We start from the raw sequence: 25,733 nt of genomic DNA, 5'->3' as shown, positions 1-25,733 counted from the left end.
TCTTCATGTCTGATGATATGCCCGTCATTGATAACGATACTACCGACGCCTCTCCGGCGGTCACGGTTCCCGAAACGCTGCTCCAACGGTGCGAACGCCGCATCGGCTATCAGTTTCGCAATCAGGCGCTGCTGCGCGCCGCACTCACACACGCTTCGGGCGCTGAGCATCGGCTGGCCTCGAATGAGCGGCTCGAGTTCCTCGGCGATGCCATCCTGGGCTTCGTCGTGTGCGATGTTTTATTTCAGCAGTTTCCCGACTATCTCGAAGGTGATTTGACCAAGGTCAAGTCGGTCGTGGTTAGCCGGCAAACGTGTGCGAAGGTCAGCGAAGCACTCGGATTGCAGGAGTTCCTCGTCCTTGGCAAAGGAATGTCGAGCCATCCTTCGGTTCCGCCCTCGCTGCTGGCCGATGTGTTTGAATCGTTGATCGCGGCGATCTATCTCGATGGTGGCGAACCGGCTGCCCGGCAGTTTGTCACCGCCTTCATCGCGCCCGAATTGGAACTCGCCGCGGCGGGCGAGCTCGGCGGCAACTACAAGTCGCTGCTGCAGCAATTGGCTCAGCGCGAATTCGGCAGCACACCCACTTATCACTTGCTCGACGAAAAAGGCCCGGACCACAGCAAGTGCTTCAAGATCGTGGCTCAAGTCGGCGGCCAGCGTTATCAAGGGGCTTGGGGCCGCAACAAGAAGGAAGCTGAGCAACGCGCCGCTTGCAACGCCCTGTCCGAAATCAAGGGGGAGTCCGCAACCTATCCATCCGACTAATGATCCGCCGGCCCAGTCGCCGCGCTAGTCTCAACAGGCCGAAGCTGGACTCGTCGTCAGCTCGGCTCCGCCACCGCTAGAGCCTTCCTCGCTCAGCCACGCCCAGGCATCTTCGACCTTGTCGAAGACTCGCAGGTTGGTACCACGATTGACTGCCACCAGTTCCAGGAACTTGGCTCGCTCGCCAGTGTCTATCCGATCGGGCTGGGGCAGATAAACAATTGCCACGCGATGCGACGAATCGAAGCCGTAGCGTTGCAGGCCACTTCCCAACTCGTAGAGGTCGATGACCGACAAGCTTCGCTCGGGAACTTGCCGTGCGTCGATCAGCACATGATGTTGATCGTGCTCGCGACAGGCGGCGGCAATTTGCCTGAGAATCTGCTCGCTACTAGCGACGTCGATGCGACCTTCGATGGTCGTTTGCAGGAATTCGCTGGCGGCGATAATGCGCACGTCGTGCGACATAAACGCTCTCCGCTGGCTGGAAGGTGCTGTTACCGAGATTGAGAGGAACTGTTGCCAAGCGCCCAATTCGGTCAACAACCTTACCTTACCTCATGTCGCCAACGATTGCGAATGATTCACGATGGTTGTGACTTTTTAATCGGCTGCTGCGTCGGCAATTCTTCAGCCGAGCGAGGCCCCAGCCAGGCATGCAGCATCAACATTCCCGCTCCGCACACCAGCAGGCAATCGGCAATGTTGAAATTTGGCCACGTATATTGGCGGTAGCGGAACAGGATCCAATCCCGCACGCCATGCTCGTATTCAGCGGCCAAGCCCGTCGCGTCCCACAATCCCAGGCGGTCGTACAAGTTGCCAAAGATCCCCGCCATCACGCAGGCCAGCGCCACGTTCAGCAGACGATCGTGAGCCGCGCGGAAGTAGAACAGCCAAACAACAATTCCCACGGCCGCGACGACAGACAGCAGCGAGAAGAGCCACCAATAGCCGGCACCCATGCCGAACAACGCGCCACGGTTAACGGCCGTTTGAAAGCCGACGTAATCCTTCACAATCCAAAAGTACTTGTCTTGCTGGGGCAGGCCCAACCAGGCGAACAGCACTTGCTTGGTGACGAGGTCGGCAATCAGACCGATGATCGCAATCGAAAAGAAAACGACATATCGGCTGGTGGGAACCTTGCCGAGCGAATCGTTCGGCAGCAGGGGCCGGGCTGCGGCAGATTCCATTGTGGCCGCCGGGTGAGGAGAGGAGCGAGGCGACTTCATATCGCCCCGCTGGTTGCTGGTGGCAACTGACTTAGCGGCTCGGCTGCTTTTCGGCGCACTTGACACAGTGGGGAGTCTGCGGAAGGACTTGAAGCCGGGTCTTGGGAATCTTGGCCTGGCACTCGATGCAAACACCATAGAGCCCGCCCTCGATCCGCTCAAGGGCAGCTTCGATCTGATCGAGCGTCGTGCCGTCGTGCTCCATCAAGCTGAGGGTGAACTCTTGCTCGAAAGCATCGGTTCCCATGTCGGCCATGTGAATGGGCATGCGGGATAAATCACCGCTCGATTCGCTGCGGGTCATGCCGAGAGCGGCATCGGCCAGGGCCGATACATCGCCACGCAGCCGGGCCCTGAGGGTGACGAGCATACTCTTGAACTCTTTAGCCTCGGTCTTTTTCATACCGCGAAAGCTCCCTCAGTCTCTGAGTGACAGCCGCAGATCAATGCGTCTGCCAGCAAATTGCCCACAAGCGCACAGACCCGTTTGACACAAATAAACGGGCCTAGCCCCGCTATTATAATTGGCTTCTGCAGGCTCGTCAAAGGAACGGCGATTTCTGATTTGCGAGATTCTGAGCCCGCCCGCGGGTGCGCCCGGCTAGCACCCATCGCCTGCAATGGGCGATCTATTTCCGCTTTCGCAAGCCAATATTTTCTAATTGCAGAAAACATCTACGGAAGATTCCGCTCCGTTAGGCGATGGGAGTGATTCACAGATGCTGCCCGGTTTTGGCAAGTTTCCGAATGAGGAAATTTCCGTTACTCGCAACTTTTAAGCATCCCATAAGTCGTTTCCCCAAAACAACTTACTGATTCAATCGCCCCATTTATCGCCAACTTCAATTTCCGGAAATTTCCACTTCGAAAAACGGTCGCTCGACCATTGCGGGTAGCCCAATTTGCCAACTGCCAGTTACCCTGGAACGCCCGCTAAGGGGAAGTGTTTTACCTAAGTGAATAGCACTTGTTGCGCATGTTGCGACGAGCGGCGCGCTGCAAGCTTGGCAGTTTAGCCAAACTGACTGAACATGTCCTACCAAGCTGAAAAAGAGCGTCTGCCCCATTAGACGCCTGAGGCGTGACAAGTCAGGTCACGGCACCGGCTTTTTTGTTAACCATTCGCGCTGGCAAGTAGGAGCGGGTTGCGGAGCGAAGTGCCTCTTCAGATAGCCCGACGCGTCAGCGAGGGGAAAGCAAGAGCAGCCGTTCCTCGCAGCGGAACGGGACATCAACATAGCCCCCTCGCTGACGCGGCGGGCTACCTAGCCAACACGCGGCCTGGCTATTTGCCGGCAACTGCTTGCCCGGGGGTTGCCGGCCGGCAGTATTGCTCGAACGTCACGAGTTCGAAGTTGACCAGGTCGGTGGTCGCATCTTCGATGCGGCGGCGATCATCGAACGACAGCCGCCAGTTCACCAGGTGCTTGCTGTGGACTTCAATCTGACGACCATACGAGCCCGCGGGAATGATCCGCTCGATTCGGGTGGGCAGCAGTCCCTGTTTGAACAGGGCCTCGTTCAATTCCAGTCGCGCACCAGCTGGCAGATTTCCCGCGCGAACCGAGTTCAACCGGGCGTACCAATCGGCGAAATACCTGAAATCGCGGGCCGCATTGGGATGACGCGGCGCTTCGCCAATCACGTTGTACTGAATTACCTTGCTCTCGAACTTGAGTCGCGTCAGCTTGTTGTTGTTTTCTTCGAAGTTTTCCGTCTGCACTTGAAAGCCGGGCTTGGCCGCGGCGACGAACACGGGGTTCTTCGACTTGAGGGCTTCGGTCTGCACCGAGATCGCCGCGTCGAGCAGTTCCTCGGTCGTGATGACCGCCCGCTGCTTCTTTTCGATGTTCAGCAGTGTCAATTTGCCGTGACTGGGATTAAAGACCGTAATCTCGGCGGGCTTGGTCAGCAGGAAGTCGAAAATGTCGCCATCGGCAAAGATGGTAAGTGTTTCGATGACTGGCTTCTTCTCCGAACCGATGAAGACCTCGGTATCGATCCGGAAATCCTCGCCGCGCAGTGCGCCGCAAACAACCATCGTGAGCAGGGCGGAACAAACGATCGTGGCGCAGCGCATGGGCACTCGTCCTTGCAGACAGAGGGGGTGATTTTTGCGGGAGGTTAGAGAACCAGCCTCCCTGCGCCCAGAGCAGTTCCAGCATCCCGCCTCCCTGACCTCCCGGGACGCGGGCCGTATAATAAACACGTTCGATTGACGGTAGAAACCGTGCCAGCATTGCAGGCACGGAAACGAAAGCCCCGAAACGAAAGCTAAGAAACAAAAAGCACGATGAGCGGCACGATCAGCCTGGAGGAAATCATCAGCGAGCTCGACGACCTTGAGGGTCAAGAGCGGCTGCAATATCTGATGGAGCTCGGCGATACGCTCCCCGCGTTCCCCGTCGAGTGGCAGACGGAGCCGAATCGCGTGCTGGGATGCATGTCGCAAGTGTGGCTGGTTCCTCGCGTACAAGCTGATCCTAAGGAACTGGGGTTTGAAGGGACCAGCGATGCCGCTCTCGTCCGCGGGCTAATGGCGTTTGTACTGGCTGTCTACAACGGGCACACGCCACAAGAGATTCTCGCTTACCCAATCGACGAAACGATCGAGCGGGCCGGGCTGGGCAAGCTAATCGGCATGCAGCGGAGCAGTGGCCTGCGCTCGATGATCCGCCGCATTCGCGATCTGGCTGAATTGGCCGAGGCATCGCCAGGTGGAATAATCGCCGCACCAACCGCAATCCAAATTCCCGCTCCTCCAACCAAACCAATTGTCGTCCCCTCGTCACACGCCTCGCGTCTTGCGTCTCCTCTCACGACCGTCGATTCGACTGCGCTACTCGATGTCGAGAAAATCCGCGCGCAGTTTCCGATCTTGCAACGCCAGCTCGATCAAGGGAAACCGCTGATCTATCTCGACAATGGCGCGTCCACCCAGCGGCCGTTGGTTGTGCTCGCAGCGATGCGCGAGATCGAAGAAACGGGCTATAGCAACGTCCATCGCGGTGGCCATACGTTGGCAGCGGAATCGACGGCCCGGTTTGAAGAGGCCCGCACTGCCATCCAGCAATTGCTTAACGCCGCGTCGCGGAACGAGATCATCTTCACCAGCGGCACGACGGCGGGCGTTAATCTCGTCGCGCAAAGTTATGGTGGTTCTCAGCTGCAAGCGGGCGACGAGATTTTGCTCACCGAGATGGAGCACCACTCGAACATTGTCCCCTGGCAGCAGATTGCCGAGCGTACCGGCGCGATCATTCGTTGGGCACCGATTACCGACGACTATCTGCTCGACCTCGATGCGTTCAATCAACTACTAACTTCGCGAACCAAGATTGTCGCGATCACCGCCATCTCGAATGTGCTCGGCACAATCAATCCGCTTCGCGAACTCATCAGCAAAGCGCACGCCATGGGAGCTGTCGTGCTGGTCGATGCCGCGCAGGCCGCGCCTCACGAACCGCTCGATGTGCAGGCGCTCGACTGCGACTTTCTGGTCTTCAGCGGGCACAAAATGCTCGGGCCCACCGGCATCGGCGTGTTGTATGGCAAAGAGGCGTTGTTGGCTCAGATGCCGCCGTTTCTCGGTGGGGGGAGCATGATTAACACGGTCACGCGCGAGGGCTTCACCCCGGCGCTTTTGCCGCACAAGTTCGAAGCCGGAACGCCGCCGATCGTCCAAGCAATCGGTCTCGGTGCGGCGGTGAAGTATCTTCAGGAGATTGGCTTGGCGAACATCATGCGGCACGAGCGGCAACTGACTCGCCGCGCGCATGAACTTCTCTCCGCGATTCCCGGCCTGCGCATCCTAGGACCCGATCCTGAACAGAAGAGCGGGATCGTGACCTTCGTAATGAACGGCGTTCATCCCGACGATTTGTCGCGACTGCTCGATGTGCAAGGGATCGCCGTCCGTGCGGGTCATCACTGCGCGATGCCGCTACACGCGCGGCTGGGCGTTTCTGCCAGCTGTCGCGCGAGTTTCTATCTCTACAACAGCCTTGCCGAAGTTGAACAGTTAGCTGCCGAATTGGCGCAGATTCAACAGCGCTTCGCGCGCTAACACGTCTGATCACAGCCAATCTCATGCGCGATCGCGCATACTCTTGAATCAACGCGCGGTGATTGCTGCGCGAGCGCGCTGCTTGGCCGCAAGGCGCTACTTGAGCGTAAAGCTCCCGAAATCACACTTTTCTCCACCTTAAAACGCCGTAATTCGCACGTCGTTATTTGCTTGTTGCGGGCGATTTACGTCAATTTCGGAGTGGGGCAAACGAAATTGCGCACATCCCCACTGCCGAATGGCCACCCCTGGCATGCGATTCGCAAAACTGTGCTTTGGCGAACAGATTGTTCCTGGTGGCAGTCTGCTCCCAATGGTTAACGCAAGTCTGTGTCAAAGAACTGCACGCCTGCAAGTGCAGCACAATTATTGGATTCGTTCAAAAGGGGATTTGAAATGAGAAGTTACTGGCATTTAGCAGTCGCCGTACTGCTGGCCGTGATGATACCTCTCGAAGCTTCGGCTCAACGAGGCGGCGGTGGTGGTGGTGGAAATCGTGGCGGCGGTGGCGGCGGCGGATCTCGAAGCGGCGGTGGTGGTTTTAGTGGCGGCGGAGCCCGCATGAGTGGCGGTGGTGCGCCTCGCGCCAGTGCTCCTTCCCGAGCCAGCGTGGCACCACGGGTCAACTCTGCTCCTCGAGCCAGTGTTGCACCGCGAGCCAGCGTCAATACTGCTCCGCGAGTGAACACCGCGCCTCGCGCCAGCGTGAATACCTCGCCGCGGATTAATGTCGCGCCGCGAGCCAGCGTGAACACAGCGCCGCGGGCGAGTGTTAATACTGCCCCGCGCGTGAATGCGAACGTGGCACCACGAATTGGTGCAAACCCCGGTGTGCGGGCAAACTTGCCTGGTACGGTTCGACCGAACACGGGTATTGGTGCCGGAGCCAACGTGGGTGCGAATCCACGGACATCGCTTCGACCCACGACACCTGGAACGCAAGGTTCGATTCGCGGCAATATTGGAGCGAACGCGAACCCGGGTATTCGCGATGGCATCCGCGGGAACGATATCCGCGGCAACACGAATGCCGGCATCGGTGCCAACATTCGCGGCCAGGGTGACATCCGGGCCAACGTTAACTCGGCACTCAACGGCCGCGTGAACTCGCCCATTCGCAGCAACATTCTGCCTGGTGTCAATGCTGGAACGAATGCTGGCGTACGTGGGAACGTTCCCGGAGTTGGTCGGGGTGGTATCGATGGTCGGATCGGGGCCGATGGCCGTGGTCGCATTGGTGCCGACGGCCGAGTCAACGCGGGCGCTCGTGTCAACGATTTCCTCAACATTCGCAATGGTGCGAACGGCAATGTGCGGGGGAACTTCCCCGGTGTGAACGGTCGCTCGGCAATTCGGCCAAGTTGGTACAACAACGATTTCTCGCGAAATAGTCGTTTGAATGCGAACCTGGGCCGCACCATCGGAACTGCACTGGGTGTGGGTATCGGGGCGAACTACCTCAATAACAACCCGAACCGCAACGGTTACTGGGGCGGTTATGGAAATGGCGTTCGCAACTACTGGGGCGGCAATCGTTACCCCTACTTCAATAACCGTTGGTGGGCCGGTCACTATGTGTATCGACCCTACAGCTACTTCAACTACGGTTGGGGTGGTCGTCCCTACGGTTACTGGTGGGGTTCGCCGGGTTGGGTTGGTGTGAACCGTTGGTATGGTGGCTGGGGCGGTTGGAATTCGCCTTACTACTATGACTACGGCGTCGGCGGAAACGTCGTCTATCGAGACAACTACGTCTACGTCGATGGCACGAATGTCGGTACAGCTGAAGAGTATGCTCAGTCGGCTGCCAATCTCGCGACGGTCGATCCAGAAGAAGTCCCTGCCACGGTCAGTGAAGACTGGCTGGGTCTAGGAACGTTCGCAGTGGTCGAAGCGGACGAGAGTGGCGTCAAGGCCGAGAAGATCGAACCGACCCGCTTTATTCAGCTGGCCGTCGATAAGAAGGGTTTTGTGAGCGGCACGTTGTTCAACAAGAAGGACGACGAAGTCTACTCGCTGAGCGGTCGAGTCGATAAGGAAACTCAACGCCTGGCTTTCTCGGTCGATAACGACAAGGACATCGTCTTCGAAACGGGTCTGTACAACCTGACGCAAGATGAAACGCCTGTGCTGGTCCACTTTGGACCGAAAAAATCGTCGACGTTTGTCTTCGTGCGGCTGGAACAGCCGAAGGAAGAAGCAACCGAACGGGGCAACATCGAACAACTTCCGTAGTTGCCTCGCCGTGCTAAGCGGAGCAGCCTGAAGCGTGTCTTCAGCTTGCTCCAGTTGCCCCCTGGTGTTTGGGTTCGCCAGGGGGCTTTTTTCGTTCTTGGCTCTCGAGCTGAGCAGTCAGAGCGAATTAAGAATTGAGCAGCTTGTTATGTTCTTCAGTCACCGCGCGATAACACTCGCAGCTGCCGGCTTCTAAACCTTCGCGATTGACGATGGTGATCTTGCCCCGGGTACCGCTGATTAAACCTTTCTCTTGCAAGCTTTGCAGCGCTTCGGTCACGCTCGACCGGCGCACACCGAGCATCGTCGCCAGAAACTCGTGCGTCAGTTGAAACGAGTCTTCTTCCGCCCGGTCATGTGTCATTAGCAGCCAACGACAACAACGCTCTAGCAGCGAATGCAAACCGTTGCACGCGACCGATTGCGACATCTGAAACAGATAAGCGGAGTGATAGAGAACCAGCAGTCGTTGCAAAGTGCTCGACTGCCGCGCTTCCCGTTCGAGCGCCTTCGTTTCTATTCGCAGCCCGTAGCCGGGCACTTGGACGAAGACGCGATTCGGTGACGACGGCGACTGAAACAGATTGGGGGAGCCGACCATTCCTTCGTTGCCGACTGTGGCCACTTCGATCATGCGACCGTCGCTCATCACAACGACGGCCGAGAGCGTGCCGCGGACTGGAAAGTACGAATAGACAATCGGCGCACGGGCTTCGTACAAGACTTGCCCGGGCTCGAACTTGACCGACTGCAACTGAGACTCGAGACGTTCCAAGTCAGCCCTGGGCAAACGTGCGAGCAAGTGATTTCCCGACATGGAACGAGATCCCTCTTTGTCTAAGGCAGTACCTCAATTGCCGGGCGATTTTGGCAGGAAGTCGCTGGCCTCTCGATGGAAACCGAGAGAAATAGGTAAGTTGAAGAAAGTTAAATCCACAAGCTCGAACCCGAAAGTTGGCAACTCGTGGCGGTGATTGTATTTCCGTATTTCCCTGGACTCTGTACGGTTTCCGACTGACACGTGCGCAAAGCTAGCGCATCGTAATCTAAACTTCCTTCCATCTTAGGGGCGAGCTCGCTCATGCGCAAATCCTAGCCTCACATTCACGAAAGCAGAAAATGACCTCTTCGGGTCCGGAATCATCGGCAAAGCGGCCACTGCTGGTCCTGGTTGTTGACGACAACGTCGATGCCGCTGACTCGTTGGCGCTCCTCTTGGTCCGCTTGGGAGGCCATCAAGCGCGCGTTGCTTACGACGCACGTACGGCGCTGTGCATGGCGCGAGAATTCAGGCCAGATGTCATCCTGCTCGATATTGGACTGCCGCAGAAAGACGGTTTCAGCGTCGCGCGCGAGCTGCGCGCAATTCCAGGTTTAGAAGACATCGTGATTATTGCCGTGACGGGCTACGGGCGCGAATCCGATCGCGATCATAGTCGCGCGGCAGGAATCGACTTGCACATGCTCAAACCGGTCGACGTGCGAGAACTACTCAGCTACCTGCGCGGTGATTCAGCAGCGCAAACAGCAGACATGCGACAGAGCAGCGACGTCAATTCCTAGCCATAGCTGCTACTCGGGAATGTAGAGTAGTCGGCCGCAGGACTTGCAGAAGACCGGCTTGTTCAGTCGCAGTTGATCGATCAAGTGAGGCGTCAGGGATTGGTTACAACCGCCGCAGGTCTCGCCTTCGACCGGGGCCAAGGCATCGGCACCCATCGACTTCGAGAGTCGCAGGTAGTTGTCTTTGAAGTCCCCCTCGATCAGATTCTGGGCGTCAGCCAGTTCGTTGCTATAACGGCCCAAGTCTCCTTCGAGCAGTTCCTGCTGCGAGCCGACTCGCGCGCGAACTTTTGCTTCTTCGTCGCGATTCTTGCTCAGTGCCTCTTCAGCCGACTTGATGTTGGCCTGCAATACGTCCAGCCGTTCGAGTGATTCCAGAATTTCGTCGGCCAAGACGCTGCTGGCCTGTTTATCGGCCGCGATCTGGTCCTTCAGCAACTGATATTCTTTGTTGCTGTTGGCGGTATTCAACTTCCCTTGCAGGTCGAGCAGTTTGGCTTCCCGCTGCTTGAGTTGGAGCTGCTTTTCGTCACTGCTCATCTTGGCGGCGCGATAGACATCCTTGCTGGTCGCCAGTTCGGCTTCGCACTTCTTGACGTTCGCTTCCGCGGCCCGGACCTGCTTGGGACCACGCTGCAAACGGTCCTGCAAATCGGCAATTTGCTGGTGAATGCGGTGCAAAATGCGGAGCGCTTCGGTCAGAGTGCTCATCAGCGAGGGATCCAGCAGAAAGAAATGGTCGGTGGACAAACCCGACTTTTTTATTGTAGCAGAAAGGTGCGCCAGCCAAGGGCAGGAAAGCCGGGCGCGAAGCGCCGCCGGTGATGCTTCACTTGCTGCCGAAAAAAGATCCCGATTTTGTTGTTTATTTCGGGCACGAAGTTTACAATCGGCCTCGGTTTACAATCGGCCTCGCTCAGAGGACGGAACTGTTCCTTCGAGTCTATTCTCCAGATTGATACTGCGGTTGCACGTTCGTGCCGATCCCAGCCATGCCGAGGTTTCTATGCCCCAGCGTCCCTGTCGCCGACGCGCTGCTTTCACGCTTGTTGAACTTCTCGTGGTGATTGCGATCATCGGGGTTTTGGTGGCCCTGCTCCTGCCCGCGGTACAGGCCGCGCGCGAATCTGCCCGACGAATGCAGTGCAGCAATCACCTGAAGCAATTGGGCGTAGCGGTTCACAACTTTCACGATACGACATTGAAATTGCCGCCGGTGCATTTGGGTGGACCTGGTTCCATTTACAAGTCGGGAACCGGTTTCATCGTGCTGCTGCCGTATGTCGAACAGAAAGCTCTGTACGAAAAATTTGATACGACGACCGAGTACGACCTCAGCACCAATCCCGCTGCTGCGGCGCTCGATGGAGCGAGCCTGAAGGTCTATCAATGCCCGACGCGAGGGCGCGAATCCAAACGAAAGTCGGACGCCAATCCTCAAGTGGGTGCCACCGGCGATTACGCGTTCTGCAGCGTGGCGACCGCCAACTTCCAGCACCAGCATCAATCGGCGGATACCGTCTTGTTCGGCATGCTGGTGGGGGCTGCCAGCAAAGCGAACGGTACCATGTGGGAATCACGGACAGCGATGAAGAGTGTTACCGACGGCCTAAGTAACACCGCGATGTTGGGCGAAAAGCATGTTTATGTGAAGGATATGTACAAGGGAGGAAACACCGGCGGGAGTTCGGATGGCAACATCTACATCACCGAGCAGACGACCTGGTACGAATGCCACAGCGTGCGAGACATGGATCACGTAGCTTCCCTTTCTCGCGGGCCGCAAGACAACTTTTCGACCGAGCGCTATAAGATGTTTGGCAGTTGGCATCCGGGAGTATGCATGTTTGTGTTTGGCGACGGTTCCGTGCGTGGACTGCGGCAAACGGTGGATCGGTCGATCTTGAAATTGCTCGGCGACCGGCGCGATGGCGAAGTCATTCCGAACATTGACTAACCGGCAACTCGAAATGACGTAAGTCTTGTTCGGTAAGTACCGGTGGGTATTCAACAATTGCCGAATTGTTGAACACAGATCTTCGCCTATCTCGAGAGAGATGGCAGCGCGCGTTCAATAAAGCGGCCAAATAATGAACAAGTAGGTTGAAATCAAACTCGCGCCCGATCTGATTTACGTCGCAGCGAAGTTATCCAATTCCAGCACATTAAGGGACGAAATTTCATGTTTGTCGATCGCCGGCCGAAGAGGCTTTGCCTGTTTGCTGCTCTGCTGGTGGCTGGCCTGGGAACCGTCGGTTGTGGCAGCGGCATGGGGGACGTGCAGGGCAAGGTCACCATCGAGGGGCAGCCTGCGGCGAATCTCAATGTCACCTTTACCGACCCGGTGAAGCATGTTCGCGCGACCGGAGTCACCGATGCGGCAGGCAACTACCGCCTGTCGACGCATGCGAAAGATGACGGCGCGCCAGTCGGCGAATATAAGGTGGCAGTAAATCAACCGGGCCCAACTGATAGCAGCGAAACGAAGGCCCCACCGCGGCTCTTTCCAGACCATTACGAACGGGCTGAAACGTCAGGATTGATGTGCGCGGTAAAGTCGGGGCAGAACACGTTCGACATCGAGCTGCCGAAACAATGAAAGTGGCTACCGATTTGGTCCGCAGGGCGTTTTCCTACGAACAGCAAGCTGCCCGCGAGAATTTCAACCACCAAATTCGGTTAACTTCGTTTGACAAGCGCCGCAGACTCGGTTAATTTCACCCATTAGATTGAATGGATGGGTGTGCGCCGATCTTTTCAATTTCCCTCCCACAAAAGTCCGCTCTCCTGTGCAGCCACTTACCTGAGCAGCAATTGCTGCCAACCATTTTTTCCAGCCTGCCAGCATGAAACAACGGCGACGTTCCAGTCATATTCAACTGGCACTCGCTCGCCAATTTTCCCGCTGGCTTACGGTTTGCTAAGAAATACCGTTCGCTGAGAAAAAGTTGATCCGCCGGTTCTGTCCCCACCCTTACACCGCTTGCAATTCCTTCCTTGGAGAACAGTTATGAAGTGCGATGGCAATCAAATGAGTCGCCGGACCATGCTAACGGTCGGCGCCGTTGGTGGCTTAGGTCTGACCTTGTCCGATTTCTTCCGGATGAAATCGGCTCAGGCTGATCAAAAGCACTACGACTTTGTGCAAGCCAAGGCCCAGAGCATCATTCATATCTACTTGCCGGGCGGTATGGCCCATCAGGAATCGTTCGATCCGAAGCCATATGCTCCGATCGAATATCGTGGCGAACTGAACCCGATCAAGACGAACACAGGCGAGCAGTTCTGCGAAACGTTGCCCCAGCTGTCGCAGTTGGCCGACAAGATCGCCGTCATCCGCTCGATGACGCACGGCGAAGCGGCCCACGAACGTGGCACGCACAACATGTTCACCGGCTATCGCCCCAGCCCGGCTTTGAACTATCCCAGCATGGGTAGCGTGGTCAGCCACGAGTATGGCCCGCGGAATAACCTGCCTCCTTACGTCTGCATTCCCAGCGTGCCGAACGAATTTGCCAGCAACGGCTATCTCAGTTCGTCGTTCGCTCCCTTCAGCTTGGGTGCCGACCCAGCCAGTGCCGGGTTCAAGGTGCAAGACCTGAGCTTGCCCGAGAAGGTGACCGAAGAGCGTTTCACGCGCCGTCGCTCGGCCCTGGATGCCGTCAACGATTACTTCACCAAGCGTGATAAGTCGGACAACATCGGCGCGATGAACACGTTCTACGAACGGGCCTACAGCCTCATCAGCTCGAAGCAAGCTCGCGAAGCGTTCAATATCGAAGCCGAATCGGCCGCTGTGCGTGATGAATACGGCCGCAACACGGCCGGCCAGCGCTTGCTCATGGCTCGCCGCCTGGTGGGTGCCGGTGCTCGCTTTGTAACCTTGACCTACGGTGGCTGGGACATGCACGCCCAGATCACTCGCGGCATGAAGAACGCCTTGCCTTCGCTCGATCAAGGCTTGTCGGCGCTCATTAAGGATCTCGATCGCTCCGGCCAACTCAGCAGCACGCTGATCATGGTCTCAAGCGAATTCGGCCGCACACCGAAGATCAACAAGGACGCCGGTCGCGATCACTGGCCCAAGGTGTTCAGCGTGATGTTGGCCGGTGGCGGTATCAAGGGTGGCACGATCTACGGCACCTCGAATGCGACCGCTTCGGAACCAGAAACCGATGCCGTTGGTCCGGAAGATCTGGCCACGACCATCTATCACCAACTCGGCATTGTCGCCGACAAGGAACTGATGTCGCCCGGCGATCGCCCGATTGAAATTGTCGACGGTGGCAAGGTGATTAAGGGCTTGCTCGCCTAGTTTTTCGATTACAATACAGCGGGGCGGCAAGTTGTAGAATTTGTCGCCCCGCGTTTCATTTAACTTGCCCGCATGCTCATTGGCCTCGTCGCCAGGCGCTAATTCGCACCGAATTTTCGCACACTCCCGCGACTTCCCGCCTGGCCAATGTGGTTTCCTTCGCCCGCTCCAAGGCAACTTCCCGCTTAGCGAGATTCCGGTATGAATCGTCTTCGTTTTGGGCTGCGCACTCTCGCCCTTCTGGTCGCTGCTGGTTCACTGCTGACCGCCGTTGTTCAAGCGGTCGAGCCTAACATCGGTCAGATGTCTCCCACCGGGGTGCAGCGCGGGACGGAAGTCGACGTCACTTTCAACGGCAGTCGCCTGGGCGATGCCAAGCAGTTGCTGTTTTATTCGCCTGGCATTGAGGTGAAGTCTCTCACGCCCGACAAGGACAATAAGGTTGTCGCCAAGTTGGCCATCGCAGCCGATTGCCGCCTGGGCATTCACGCCGTTCGTTTGGCTTCTGCCGGCGGCATCAGCAACATGCGAACGTTCACCGTCGGTCCCATGCCGGAAGTGGCCGAAGTCGAACCGAACAATCTGTTCACCGCGCCGCAGCAAGTGGCCATGAACGTAACCATCAGCGGTACGTGTGCCAACGAAGATCTCGATAACTACGTGGTCGAACTCAAGAAGGGTCAGCGACTGAATGTCGAGTGCGAAGGTCTGCGTCTCGGTAATGTGCAGTTCGATCCCTACGTGGCCATTCTGAACGAAGCCCGCTTCGAACTCGCTCGCAGCGACGACGCATCCCTTCTCTACCAGGACTCGCTCTGTTCGATCGTAGCTCCCGAAGAAGGCAAGTACGTCATACAGGTTCGCGAGAGTTCCTTCGGTGGCGGTGGTGCCGCTTATCGATTGCACGTCGGTTCGTTCCCTCGCCCCACCGCGGTCTATCCAGCTGGTGGCCGGCCGGGCGAGCAGATTCAAGCCAAATGGATCGGTGACGCAGCCGGTGAATTCACGACCAGCATGACCATCCCCAGCACTAACGATGGCCAGCCCGGTGTTTACGCCCAGGACGATCAGGGTATTTCTCCTTCGCCCAATCCAGTTCGCGTCATCGACCTGGCCAACGCTTTGGAAGTCGAGCCCAACAACACGTTTGAACAAGCCTCGCCCGGTGGCCCTGCTCCGCTGGCGCTCAATGGCATTATCGAACAGCCCGGCGATATCGACTTTCATAAGTTCACCGCGAAGAAGGGGCAGCAGTTCGACGTGCGCGTTTACGCCCGCAAGCCGTTGCGTTCACCACTCGATTCGGTGCTGGTGATTCATAATGCCAAGGGAGCTAACATCACCAACAACGACGACAGCGGTGGTCCCGATAGCTACGCCCGGTTTAATTCGCCCGCCGATGGCGACTATTTCGTCTCGGTGCGCGACCACTTGAACGGCGGCGGTCCGAGCTACGTCTATCGCGTTGAGATCACCGAAATCAAGCCGACAGTCGTGGTCGGATTGCCAGAAAAAGTGCAATACATTCCGACCACGCTCATCGTGCATCGCGGCAATCGCATGGCCCTAATGGTCAACGCCCAGCGGCAGAACTTCAGCGGCGACTTCACGCTAGAAAGCACCACACTCCCTCCCGGCATGACGCTGGAGGCCCTTCCGTTTACAGCTGGCAAGACCGAAGTTCCTGTCCTCTTCACCGCTGCCGCCGACGCGAATCCCAGTGGCGCTCTCGCCTATCTGCATCCGAAGTCCGCCGATCCCGCCATCACGATGGAAGGCCGTTTCGATCAGCGGACGATGCTCATTCGCGGCGAAAACAACAACGACGTCTGGGGGCACAATGCCGACCGCATGGCTGTCGCGCTGGCGGCTGACTCCCCGTTCAAGATCGACCTCGTGCAACCCAAGGTCCCTCTCGTTCGTAACGGCAGCATGTCGCTCAAAGTCGTTGCCACGCGGGCCATGGGTTACACCGCTCCCATCGCCGTCAAGTTGCTCTACAACCCGAACGGTGTTGGCTCATCGGTAAGCGCCGTGATTCCCGAGAATCAAAATGAAACCGTGATTCCCATGACAGCCAACGCCAATGCCGCGCTGGGTGTTTCGAAAATCGTCGCCCTCGGCACGGGACCGCACGAAGGTGGTAAGGTCGAAGTTGCCACGCAGTTCATCGACCTCACCATCGCCGAACAATACTTCAAGTTCACCTTCGATAAAGGTGTTTGCGAACAAGGTCAGGCGACGGAGTTCGTCGCCAAGGTCGAAAAGCTGATGGACTTTCCTGGTGAGGCAACCTGCGAATTGGTTGGTCTGCCGAACGGTGCCACTTCCACACCGGTGAAGTTCACCAAGGACACCACCGAAATCGTCTTCCCGGTGACCGTCATCAAAGATGCTCGTCCCGGCAAGTACACCACGCTGATGACCATTTCGAAGTTCCAGCAAGATGGCGAAGAAGTCGCCCACACGCTCGGCCCGGGTGAACTGCGGATCGATGCTCCGCTGCCTCCCAAGGTCGACGCGCCAAAGCCAGCCACGACTCCCACGCCCATGCCAATGCCCACGACCGAGAAGCCGCCAGAAAAGAAGCGGCTGTCGCGACTCGAACAGTTGCGGCTCGAAAAAGAACAAGCTGAAAAGAAATAGTCTGCAGTATTCACTCCCTCTCCCCAGCACTCTGGGGAGAGGACCGGGGTGAGTGGCTGAGCCGCACCGGGTTCAGCCACTTGCAACACACGAAACACTCAACAAACCAAACGATCATTTCATACCGGAGAGATTCACGTGTCGCAGCAATACTTTGGCTGGTGGAAAAGCCTGGGGCTGTCACTTGGCATTTCGCTGGCGGCTACCACCGCGGCGATGGCTGAGGGAAAGATCACGGCGCTCAACGTCTATCCGCCCGATGTGCACCTGAGCACCAAGCAGGATCTGCAGCGGTTTGTCATTGTGGCAACGCGCGAAGATGGCGTCACGCTGGATGTCACGGCCCAATCGTCGATCAAGCTGGGCGACGATAAGCTCTGCAAGCTCGACCGCAACACCCTGTTTCCCACGACCGACGGCAACACGACGCTCAGCGCCGAGTATCAAGGGCTGAAGGCGGAAGCGACCATCGAAGTGAAAGACGCGGCTGCCGATCGCGGCATCAGCTTTCAGCTCGACGTGATGCCAGTCTTCATGCGGGGCGGTTGCAACACCGGCAGTTGCCACGGCGCAGCTCGCGGTAAAGACGGCTTCCGTCTTTCGCTGTTCGGTTTCGATCCTCAAGGTGACTACCACCGCCTCACGCGCGAAGCGGGTGCCCGTCGCATCAACCTCGGTTCCCCCAAAGATAGCCTGCTGATGGAGAAGTCCATCGGCAGCGTGCCGCATACCGGCGGCAAGCGGTTTGGCGACGACACCGAGCATTACGCCACGCTGCTCCGCTGGCTCGAAGCCGGCGCTCCGAACGATGCCGCTCCCACGCCCGCCGTGGTCGGTGTCGATCTTTATCCGCCAAGTGCAGTCCTCGAAGGTGAAGGTGCCACGCAGCAGTTTATCGCCCGGGCTCGCTATGCCGACGGTACCGATCGCGACATCACCTCGCTCGCGACCTTCATGACCAATAACGACAACAGCGCGCCGATCACTCAGGATGGTCTGGTCACGGCTGCAGCTCGTGGCGAAGCCTTTGTGATGGCGCGGTTCGAAACGCACACCGTCGGCAACCAGGTGTTGGTCCTGCCGAAGGAGTTGATGTACACGCCGCCAGCCATCACCGGCAACTATGTCGACGAATTGGTCGGTGCCAAGCTCAAGAAGGTGCGCATTCTCCCCAGCGGCCTCTGCACCGACGAACAGTTCATTCGCCGCGTTTCGCTCGATATTACGGGCACGCTGCCGACAGAAGAAGAGTTCCTCGCATTCATGGGCGATGCCGATCCGGCCAAGCGGTCCAAACTGATCGACCGCCTGCTCGAACGGAAGGAATTCTCTGAAATCTGGGCCATGAAGTGGTCCGAACTCTTGATGATGAAATCGAGCAACCAGGTCAGCTACAAGTCGATCTTCCTCTACTCGAGTTGGGTCACCGATCAAGTTGCCAACGATGTCCCGCTGGACAAAATGGTTCGCGACCTGCTGAGCTCTTCGGGAGGTACCTTTAAGAGTCCGGGGACAAACTTCTATCAAATTGAACGCGACACGCTAAAAACTGCGGAGAATGTCGCACAAGTCTTCTTTGGCATCCGAACGCAGTGCGCTCAGTGTCACAACCATCCGTTCGATCGCTGGACGATGGACGATTACTACAGTTTTGCGGCGTTCTTCTCGCAGATTGGTCGCAAGCAGAGCGAAGACTACCGCGAGATCATCGTCTTCAACAGCGGCGGTGGCGAAGTGAAACATCCGGTAGGCGGCAGGAACATGGCACCGAAATTCCTCGGCGGTCAGGTGGCCGATGTCGCCGGGAAGGATCGCCGCGCGGTCCTCGCCGATTGGATGACTTCATCCGAAAATCCGTTCTTCGCAACCAGCGTGGCCAACCGGGTGTGGGCCCACTTCTTTGGCAAGGGAATTATTGAGCCGGTCGACGACATTCGCGTCAGCAACCCAGCCAGCAATCCTGAATTGTTCGAAAAGCTTGGCAAGAAGCTTATCGAGTACAAGTACGACTTCAAGCAACTGGTGCGCGACATCTGCAACTCGCAGACGTATCAGCGCTCGGTCGAGCGGAATGAATCGAACATGACCGACTCCCGCAACTTCGCGCACGGCAACGTCCGCCGTATACCCGCCGAAATGTTGCTCGATTGCATCAGCCAGGTCACCGGTGCCCCCGATAAATTTCGCGGCCTGCCGGTGGGCGCCCGCGCGGTGCAAATTGCCGATGGACGCACCAGCAATTACTTCTTGACGACCTTCGGCCGCGCGCCCCGCGACACCGTCTGTGCTGCGGATTCGAAGACCGATCCGACTCTTTCGCAGGCTTTGCACATGATTAACGGGTCAACCGTGCAAGGGAAGATTGCGGCCGGCGGCATCGTTCGCAAGTTGGTTGCCGAGAAAAAAACGCCTCCCGAGATCATTGAATCGCTCTACGTCCGCTGCCTGTCGCGCAAGCCGCAACCCGAGGAAGTGGAACGGCTGATGACAACGGTCAACGCGTCCGAAACTCCCACCGCCGGTTTGGAAGACGTCTTCTGGGCGATTCTGAATTCGCGCGAGTTTTTGTTCAATCACTAAGTACGATGGATTGATGCTGAGCCGGAAGCGAAAGCGCCCGGAGCTATGCGAGGTCCTGAGCTGGACAACTCCCGGTGCTCACGCTTCCGGCTCAGTTGCAAGCTCTTTTGGTTAGCTGTCAGTGTCCGGAGTTTTGGTTATGGCCCGTCTTTCGCTTCTCGTTCAATCGCTGGGTTCGGTCGCCTTGTTCGGCGGTGCCTTGGTAGCTTCTGCCTGTGCTCAAGCTCCGGCCAAGCCCGCGGAGCCGACTGTAGCGAAGATCACTTACGAAGATCACATTCGTCCGATCTTTCGCGACCACTGCTTTGCCTGCCATGCCCAGGATCGGGCCAAGGGTGGCCTGGTACTCGATAGCTACGCCAAGACGATGGAAGGTGGCAGCAGCGGCGAAGTAGTCATTGCCGGCGATACGGGAAGCTCGCGCTTGTTCGCTCTGACCAGCCACAGCGAAGAGCCGAAGATGCCCCCCATGCAAGACAAGTTGGCGGTGGCCAAGCTCGATCTGCTGAGCAAGTGGATCGACCAGGGCGCGCTCGAAAATAGCGGCTCGAAGGCCAACATCAAAAAGAAGAACAACCTGGCGCTGGCCAGCGTCAGTGCGAGCGGCAAGCCAGAAGGGCCGATCGCCATGCCTGAGGGGCTGCTCAAGCAGCCGGTATTGTTTACTCAGCGACCTGGTGCGATCACGGCCCTTGCGACCAGCCCGTGGGCTCCGCTGGCAGCAGTCGCCGGACAGAAGCAGGTGTCGCTCTACAACACCGACACGGCCGAACTGCTCGGCGTGTTGCCCTTTCCCGAAGGGATTCCGAACGTTTTGCAGTTCAGCCGCAACGGTAGCGTGCTGCTGGTCGGCGGCGGTCGCGGTGGTCACTCGGGTCTCGTCGTCTTGTTTGATGTGAAGACCGGCAAACGCATTGCCAAAGTCGGCGAAGAACTCGATGCCGTCCTGGCAGCAGACATTAACAACACGCATTCACTCGTCGCTCTCGGCGGGCCAAGCAAGATCGTTCGGGTCTACTCGACCGAAACCGGCCAGTTGCTGCACGAAGTGAAGAAGCACACTGACTGGGTGCAAGCTGTTCGCTTCAGTCCCGATGGCGTGCTGCTCGCGACGGGTGACCGCAGTGGCGGCCTGTTTGTGTGGGAAGGTGAAACTGCTCGTGAGTATCTTGGCTTGCGCGGTCACACCGGTGCAATCAACTCCGTCAGCTGGCGGCCCGATTCCAACCTGCTCGCCAGCGGCAGCGAAGATGGCACCGTGCGGCTTTGGGAAATGAACGATGGCAACTCGATCAAGAATTGGCCCGCTCATGCTGGCGGTGTCTTCAGTGTGAACTATGCGCAGGATGGTCGCATCGCCACTGCTGGCCGCGATAAGAGCGTGAAGCTGTGGGGCGGCGATGGGGCGGCGATCAAGACTTATCCGAACTTCCCCGAACTGGCTCTGCAGGCTGTGATGGCCTACGACGGCAAGCGTGTTCTCGGTGGCGATTGGCTCGGCAACTTGAAGGCCTGGGATGCCACGGAAGCCAAAGAGTTGTACGTCCTGGCTCCGAATCCATTGCCGCTCGATCAGGCACTCGCCGCCGCGCAAGCTGCGGTTCCGGTGAAGCAAGCCGCGCTCACGCAGGCTCAGGCGGAATTGGCTGCCGCAACGAAGCTCGTTGCCGATAAGGACGCTGCGCTCAAGATTGCAGCCGACAAGCACACGGCGCATGTCGCCGCGATTGCCAAGCTCGAACAAGATCGTTTGGCCGCAGCTAAGCTCGTGGAGACATCGGCTGCCACCATCGATCCTCAAACGAAGAAACTTGCGGACGCTCAAGCGGCTGCCAAGCTCTCCACGGACGAAAGGGCTGCCGCGGATAAAGTCGCGGTCGAAAAGACCGCGGCTGTAAAGACCGCTGCTGATCTAGCTGCGGCCGACAAAGCGGCTGCCGAGAAGGCGACGACTGACAAAGCAGCAGAAGCTCCTGCACTCACCGAAAAAGCGACTGCCAGCGCCGCTGCTGCGGCCAAGGTCGAAGCCGAACGGGTACAGGCTGTTGCCGCAGCAACGATGAAAGCCGAAGCGGCGACCAAGATGGCCGCCGCTGTCGCCGCCGAGACCGCCGCTCTGGAAGCCGCCAAGCAACAAGCGGCTGCTGCCAAGAAGCAAGTCGAAACGGCCACCGCTGCCCACAAGGCCGCCATCGACCAACTGGCTGGCTTCAAGGCCGAAATCGACAAGCTCACCAAAGAGAAAGCCGATCTCGAAACCGCTGCCGCTCCCAAGAAGGTCGCCGTCGAAGCCGCCCAGCAAGCGGTGACTGCTGCCACTGCCGCAGTGGCGAAGACACAGGCCGATCGTGAGGCCTTCGAAAGCATGAACGCCAAACTGGCCGCAGCAGCGCAGCAGGCTCAGCAGCAAGTGGCCGCCAAGTCGACGGTGGCCACGCAGGCCGAATCGGAGCGCAATGCTCTCTCAACGCAAGCTGCTGAAAAAGCAGCTGCGACCAAGGCCGTCGCCGATAAGCTCGCCGCCTTGCAAGCAGAACTTGCTAAGGTCCAAGCCGATCAGAAGGCAATCGACGATGCCCTGGCAGCCAAGGCCAAGGCCGCTGCTGATGCTCAGGCCGCACTGGCCGAAGCTCAAGAACAAGTCGAACGGGCCGAAGCCGAGAAGAAGAGCTTCGCCGAAGCCTACTCGCCCAAGTAGCAACTACTGCGGGCTGGGTTCCAGCCGGTGCGTCGGCACTGGCCGCCCGGGCTGGAACGATTGCGTCTGCTGCACGTGCAATGTAGCCCGATGCTGCAGGAAAACCTTTTCCAGGGCCGCAGCAACTTGCTCCGTCAGCACCGCGGGCAACGTCGCCACCCGCGCGTTGACGATCACCTGCGCCTCGCGCACTTTCGCCTTCGAGGGGAGCGACAACTCTGGTGCCGAAAAACTGCTTACCAGATTGGCAACGGCATACACGCCATCAGCCAGGCCAATCGTTTTCAGGTGAGCTGTTTCGACGTTAAGCTCGCGGAACGAAGCTTCCAGGGTCGTCACAATCTCCATCAGCAGGCGATCGAGATCGATGAGCTCGTTCGAAGAAATCTTCAGGCTACTATTGAGCCAACCGAGTTCCGCTTCGCCGGCAGCATACACGTCATAGTCAAGCTCCATCTTCCGCTGACCGAACCGCCCTTTCTGATCGACCAGTTCGACGAGCGCCGGAAAGCCCTCGCCCGACTGGGCCGATGTTCGCAGCACCGGTGTGCCGGGATAAGCGGAGTTTAACAGCCGAGTCAACTCTTCGACTTCTGCTGGCGGGAGTTGATCGACGCGATTGATGACGATGAAATCGGCTTCTTCTAATTGCTTGCGAAAGATGTAGGCCGCCTGCGGCGAGAAACCGGCGCGGGCATCGTTCCGCAAGATGCGCCCACCGTGACTGGGCTTCAGCAGCACTCCGTAAGGCGCGACATCGAAGTGAGCGGCAAACAGTTGTTGCAGGGGACGAATGACAGTGGCGACCAGGTCGGTGCAACTTCCCACGGGCTCGGCCAGGATGACATCGGGCCGCTCGTCGGCGCTCAGGTCTGCCACCGTCTTCGTCAACGCGTTGAAGTTGCAGCAGAAGCAAGCCCCGGGAACTTCTCCCACTTCAAAACCCTGGGCTCGCAAGCTTTGCGTATCGACCAGGTCGGTGGCCTGATCGTTCGTCACAATCCCCACTTTCAGCCCCTGACTCTGATAGTGCCACGCCAGGCGACCGATGGCCGTGGTTTTGCCGGCTCCGAGAAAGCCGCCCAGCATGATGAAGCGAATCGTGGGTGGGGTGGCGGACATATCGATCCTGGGCGAGCGCAATGGGTTGAGCACTGGGAAATAACGGTGGGGTTTACGTCGCTAATTCTAAAAGCCACCCCCGCGCTCAACAACAACCTAATTGGAGGGCGGGGGAATATGCGCAGATCGCGAAACAATCTGCATGCCAGCGGGAAGCAGCGCCGATGAAAGTAGCGTGACGACGATAGCAACGCGTGCTCCGTTGTTGATACCTAACCTGCCGAGTGCGCTGCCCCTCCTGATTTTATCAAGGGCAGCCGGATTGAACTTGTTTTCCTGCGAACTAATTGAGATATATCCGCCCGCAATGTCATTGAAATGATGTCATGCCCGCAGCTGTACCTGTCCCGCGGTTCAAGTGAAAGCCTGCCCCATGAACTCCGCAGCGGCACCCGCTAACGAAGCAGTCAGCAATCCCTCGTGGGGTACTTTGTCCCGCCGCTGGTGGCACGTGGCCTTTCAGCTGGCGACCAGGCGGCGGATGGGCGTGACGCTGGTGGTCTTCACCACACTCATCGTGTGCGATGTGCTCCTTTGGAAATCGCGTCCCTGCGATGTGCTCAATCTCACCAACTGGGCCACGCTCGCGGGTGAAGCACTGTTGTTGATCGGCCTGTTTGTTCGTTCGTGGGCTGCCGGCACCCTGCACAAATCTTCGGAAATCACCAAGTCGGGCCCCTATGGCCTGGTGCGCAATCCGCTCTACATCGGCTCGTTCCTGATGATGCTCGGCTTTAGCATTCTCTTGCGCGACTGGATCGCCATGTGGATGGTCCTCGGCCCGCTGCTGGCGATGTACCTGAACAAAGTGCGGCAAGAAGAGATTCACATGGCCCGCAACTTTCCCGATGCGTGGCAAGCTTACGAACAATCGACGCCCCGCTTCATCCCGCGTTGGAGCCGACCGAACCTCGTCGGCTTCTCGTTTCGCCAGTGGCTCTACAATCGCGAGTATCAAGCCGTCTTCGCCTCCGTCATCGGCCTGCTCGCCCTTTGGATCTGGCACGCTGCCACGGCTTGATTGCCCGGCGAATTGCGGGCGTCTCCACGGCTGGCACTTGCATTGCGCCGGCAGAGCGGTCCCAATAGAGAGTGAGATCGGTACTTACTCTTCTCTCTCGGAGCGCTCGCGATGTTTCCAGCCGAGTTTTCCACACGGCGACGTCTGTGGTTGCAGGCAGCCGGGCTGGGCTTGTTGGGCTTCAGTCGCAGCGGGTTGGCAACGACCCTGCACGCAGCAGACGCTAAGCAGGCGGAACCGCAGAAGACTCGGCGGCATTGCCTCGTGCTCTGGATGACGGGCGGCCCCACGCAGACCGATACTTTCGACATGAAGCCCGGCCATGCCAACGGCGGCGAGTTCAAAGAAGTGGCAACCGCTGCGGCGGGCCTCAAGTTCAGCGAGCATTTGCCCAAGCTTGGCAAGTTGGCCAATCACCTGGCGGTGATTCGGAGCCTAAGCACCAAGGAGGGCGATCACGGTCGCGGAACCTACTTGATGCGAACCGGGCATCAACCCCAAGGGCCGATTCAATATCCGGGCATTGGTTCGTCGCTATCGAAGGCCCTCGGCAGCGAGGAAGACGCCGTCCCGCAGAATGTGGCGATTGCTCCCTATCGGGCGTTCAATCCGCAGGCGTTTGGTCCCGGCTTTCTCGGTCCCCGTTATTCGCCCTTGACTGTTGGCGCGAACGATTCACTGCAGCCACCGATGCCCGGCACGGCGAGCTATGCGGAGATGAAGGTCGACGACCTGGTGCCGCCGTCTCACGTCAGCAAGCAAGAGATGAACGAGCGCTTGGAACTATGGAAGTCGTTGCAAGCGAGTTTTCTCGCCACGCATCGCGGGCCGGTGCCGGTAGCTCAGAACACGGTCTATCAGCGGGCACTCAAGTTGATGGACAGCCGCGCGGCAGAAGCCTTTGATCTGACTCAAGAGCCCTCCGCAGTTCGCGACGCCTATGGTCGGAGCCGATTCGGTCAGGGCTGCTTGATGGCGCGCCGGTTGATCGAGCGCGGCGTATCGTTTGTCGAAGTCTCGCTGGGCGACTTGGCCGAGAATCGAATCGGCTGGGATACGCACATCGCGAACTTCGCCGCCGTAAAGACCCTCTCGACTGAACTTGACGCGGGCTGGGGCACACTGATGGAAGAACTGCAGGACCGTGGACTGCTGGCTTCGACGACCATACTTTGGATTGGCGAATTCGGCCGCACGCCGAAGATTAACATGCAAGGTGGCCGCGATCACTTCCCTGCAGCCTGGTCGTGTGTGCTCGCGGGAGGTGGAATCAAAGGTGGCCAGGCTTATGGCCAGACCAGCGACGATGGCGAAACCGTCGAAGAAGGGAAAGTCGACGTCGGCGACGTACTCGCCACACTCTGCACAGCGGCAGGTATCGATCCGGAAACGAAAAACGTTTCCGATCAAGGCCGGCCGATCAAACTCGCGGAGGGCAAACCCATCCGCGAGTTATTGGCCTGAACGTTCTTCGCGAATAGC

At 58.3% G+C, this 25,733-nt stretch carries 19 protein-coding genes; 12 read left to right on the top strand and 7 right to left on the bottom strand.

The genetic code is table 11. The annotated features are described in order from the left end of the window. The first annotated feature begins 5 nt into the window (after window positions 1–5). The gene (gene rnc / locus ETAA8_RS05390) at window positions 6–770 is read left to right on the top strand and encodes a ribonuclease III (RefSeq protein WP_202921574.1); all 765 of its coding nucleotides are present in this window, start codon (window positions 6–8) and stop codon (window positions 768–770) included. Between the two features lie 30 nt (window positions 771–800). Here the strand turns inward: rnc and ETAA8_RS05385 are convergent, their stop codons facing one another. From ETAA8_RS05385 to ETAA8_RS05370, 4 genes are all read right to left on the bottom strand, one after another. After that, on the bottom strand, window positions 801–1,238 hold the full coding sequence (locus ETAA8_RS05385; protein ID WP_145085983.1) for a SpoIIAA family protein: 438 nt from the start codon (window positions 1,236–1,238) through the stop codon (window positions 801–803). A gap of 116 nt (window positions 1,239–1,354) precedes the next feature. Beyond that, window positions 1,355–2,005: a signal peptidase II gene (locus ETAA8_RS05380; RefSeq protein ID WP_238397681.1), complete on the bottom strand. Its 651-nt coding sequence runs from the start codon at window positions 2,003–2,005 to the stop codon at window positions 1,355–1,357. A gap of 31 nt (window positions 2,006–2,036) precedes the next feature. Further along, window positions 2,037–2,408: a TraR/DksA family transcriptional regulator gene (locus ETAA8_RS05375; RefSeq protein WP_145085980.1), complete on the bottom strand. Its 372-nt coding sequence runs from the start codon at window positions 2,406–2,408 to the stop codon at window positions 2,037–2,039. A gap of 882 nt (window positions 2,409–3,290) precedes the next feature. Further along, a complete protein-coding gene (locus ETAA8_RS05370) occupies window positions 3,291–4,085 on the bottom strand; it encodes a hypothetical protein (RefSeq protein WP_145085977.1) in 795 nt (264 codons plus the stop codon). A 213-nt stretch (window positions 4,086–4,298) separates the two neighbouring features. Here ETAA8_RS05370 and ETAA8_RS05365 point away from each other — a divergent pair, with 213 nt between their 5' ends. Further along, window positions 4,299–6,071 (top strand): SufS family cysteine desulfurase, encoded by a 1,773-nt coding sequence (locus ETAA8_RS05365; protein WP_202921573.1) that lies wholly within the window; start codon window positions 4,299–4,301, stop codon window positions 6,069–6,071. 396 nt (window positions 6,072–6,467) lie between these two features. Then, window positions 6,468–8,306, top strand: a complete 1,839-nt coding sequence (locus ETAA8_RS05355) for a hypothetical protein (protein WP_202921572.1) — start codon at window positions 6,468–6,470, stop codon at window positions 8,304–8,306. A 127-nt stretch (window positions 8,307–8,433) separates the two neighbouring features. Here the strand turns inward: ETAA8_RS05355 and ETAA8_RS05350 are convergent, their stop codons facing one another. Then, window positions 8,434–9,123 (bottom strand): Crp/Fnr family transcriptional regulator, encoded by a 690-nt coding sequence (locus tag ETAA8_RS05350; protein ID WP_145085971.1) that lies wholly within the window; start codon window positions 9,121–9,123, stop codon window positions 8,434–8,436. Between the two features lie 302 nt (window positions 9,124–9,425). Between ETAA8_RS05350 and ETAA8_RS05345 the strand changes: the two genes are divergently transcribed. Further along, window positions 9,426–9,869 carry a response regulator gene (locus tag ETAA8_RS05345; RefSeq protein WP_145085968.1) on the top strand — a complete coding sequence of 148 codons (444 nt, stop codon included), beginning with the start codon at window positions 9,426–9,428 and terminating at the stop codon, window positions 9,867–9,869. Window positions 9,870–9,878: 9 nt separating this feature from the next. On the opposite strand, the gene ETAA8_RS05340 is transcribed toward ETAA8_RS05345, so the two are convergent. Further along, window positions 9,879–10,580 (bottom strand): zinc ribbon domain-containing protein, encoded by a 702-nt coding sequence (locus tag ETAA8_RS05340; RefSeq protein ID WP_145085964.1) that lies wholly within the window; start codon window positions 10,578–10,580, stop codon window positions 9,879–9,881. A gap of 295 nt (window positions 10,581–10,875) precedes the next feature. Here ETAA8_RS05340 and ETAA8_RS05335 point away from each other — a divergent pair, with 295 nt between their 5' ends. The 6 genes from ETAA8_RS05335 to ETAA8_RS05310 all read left to right on the top strand — a co-directional run bounded on the left by ETAA8_RS05335 (window position 10,876) and on the right by ETAA8_RS05310 (window position 22,108). Next, entirely contained in the window at window positions 10,876–11,826 is a 951-nt protein-coding gene (locus tag ETAA8_RS05335) for a DUF1559 domain-containing protein (protein WP_202921906.1), read from the top strand. 225 nt (window positions 11,827–12,051) lie between these two features. Next, on the top strand, window positions 12,052–12,468 hold the full coding sequence (locus ETAA8_RS05330; RefSeq protein ID WP_145085958.1) for a carboxypeptidase-like regulatory domain-containing protein: 417 nt from the start codon (window positions 12,052–12,054) through the stop codon (window positions 12,466–12,468). 411 nt (window positions 12,469–12,879) lie between these two features. Then, the gene (locus tag ETAA8_RS05325; RefSeq protein WP_145085955.1) at window positions 12,880–14,184 is read left to right on the top strand and encodes a DUF1501 domain-containing protein; all 1,305 of its coding nucleotides are present in this window, start codon (window positions 12,880–12,882) and stop codon (window positions 14,182–14,184) included. A 201-nt stretch (window positions 14,185–14,385) separates the two neighbouring features. After that, complete coding sequence (locus ETAA8_RS05320; RefSeq protein ID WP_145085952.1) at window positions 14,386–16,830, top strand: PPC domain-containing protein; 2,445 nt, start codon at window positions 14,386–14,388, stop codon at window positions 16,828–16,830. Between the two features lie 216 nt (window positions 16,831–17,046). Beyond that, window positions 17,047–19,410, top strand: coding sequence for a DUF1549 domain-containing protein (locus ETAA8_RS05315; protein WP_145100192.1), 2,364 nt, complete (start codon window positions 17,047–17,049; stop codon window positions 19,408–19,410). 139 nt (window positions 19,411–19,549) lie between these two features. Further along, window positions 19,550–22,108, top strand: a complete 2,559-nt coding sequence (locus ETAA8_RS05310; RefSeq protein ID WP_145085949.1) for a WD40 domain-containing protein — start codon at window positions 19,550–19,552, stop codon at window positions 22,106–22,108. A gap of 3 nt (window positions 22,109–22,111) precedes the next feature. On the opposite strand, the gene ETAA8_RS05305 is transcribed toward ETAA8_RS05310, so the two are convergent. Then, on the bottom strand, window positions 22,112–23,230 hold the full coding sequence (locus ETAA8_RS05305; protein WP_145085946.1) for a GTP-binding protein: 1,119 nt from the start codon (window positions 23,228–23,230) through the stop codon (window positions 22,112–22,114). A gap of 373 nt (window positions 23,231–23,603) precedes the next feature. Here ETAA8_RS05305 and ETAA8_RS05300 point away from each other — a divergent pair, with 373 nt between their 5' ends. Further along, window positions 23,604–24,251, top strand: coding sequence for a methyltransferase family protein (locus ETAA8_RS05300; protein WP_145085943.1), 648 nt, complete (start codon window positions 23,604–23,606; stop codon window positions 24,249–24,251). Between the two features lie 111 nt (window positions 24,252–24,362). Next, the gene (locus ETAA8_RS05295) at window positions 24,363–25,715 is read left to right on the top strand and encodes a DUF1501 domain-containing protein (protein WP_145085941.1); all 1,353 of its coding nucleotides are present in this window, start codon (window positions 24,363–24,365) and stop codon (window positions 25,713–25,715) included. Window positions 25,716–25,733: the final 18 nt, after the last annotated feature.

It is taken from the genome of Anatilimnocola aggregata, from assembly GCF_007747655.1.
GTDB lineage: Bacteria > Planctomycetota > Planctomycetia > Pirellulales > Pirellulaceae > Anatilimnocola > Anatilimnocola aggregata.
Note: the sequence above shows the minus strand (reverse complement) of the source record. Positions and strands in the feature narration are given on the sequence as shown.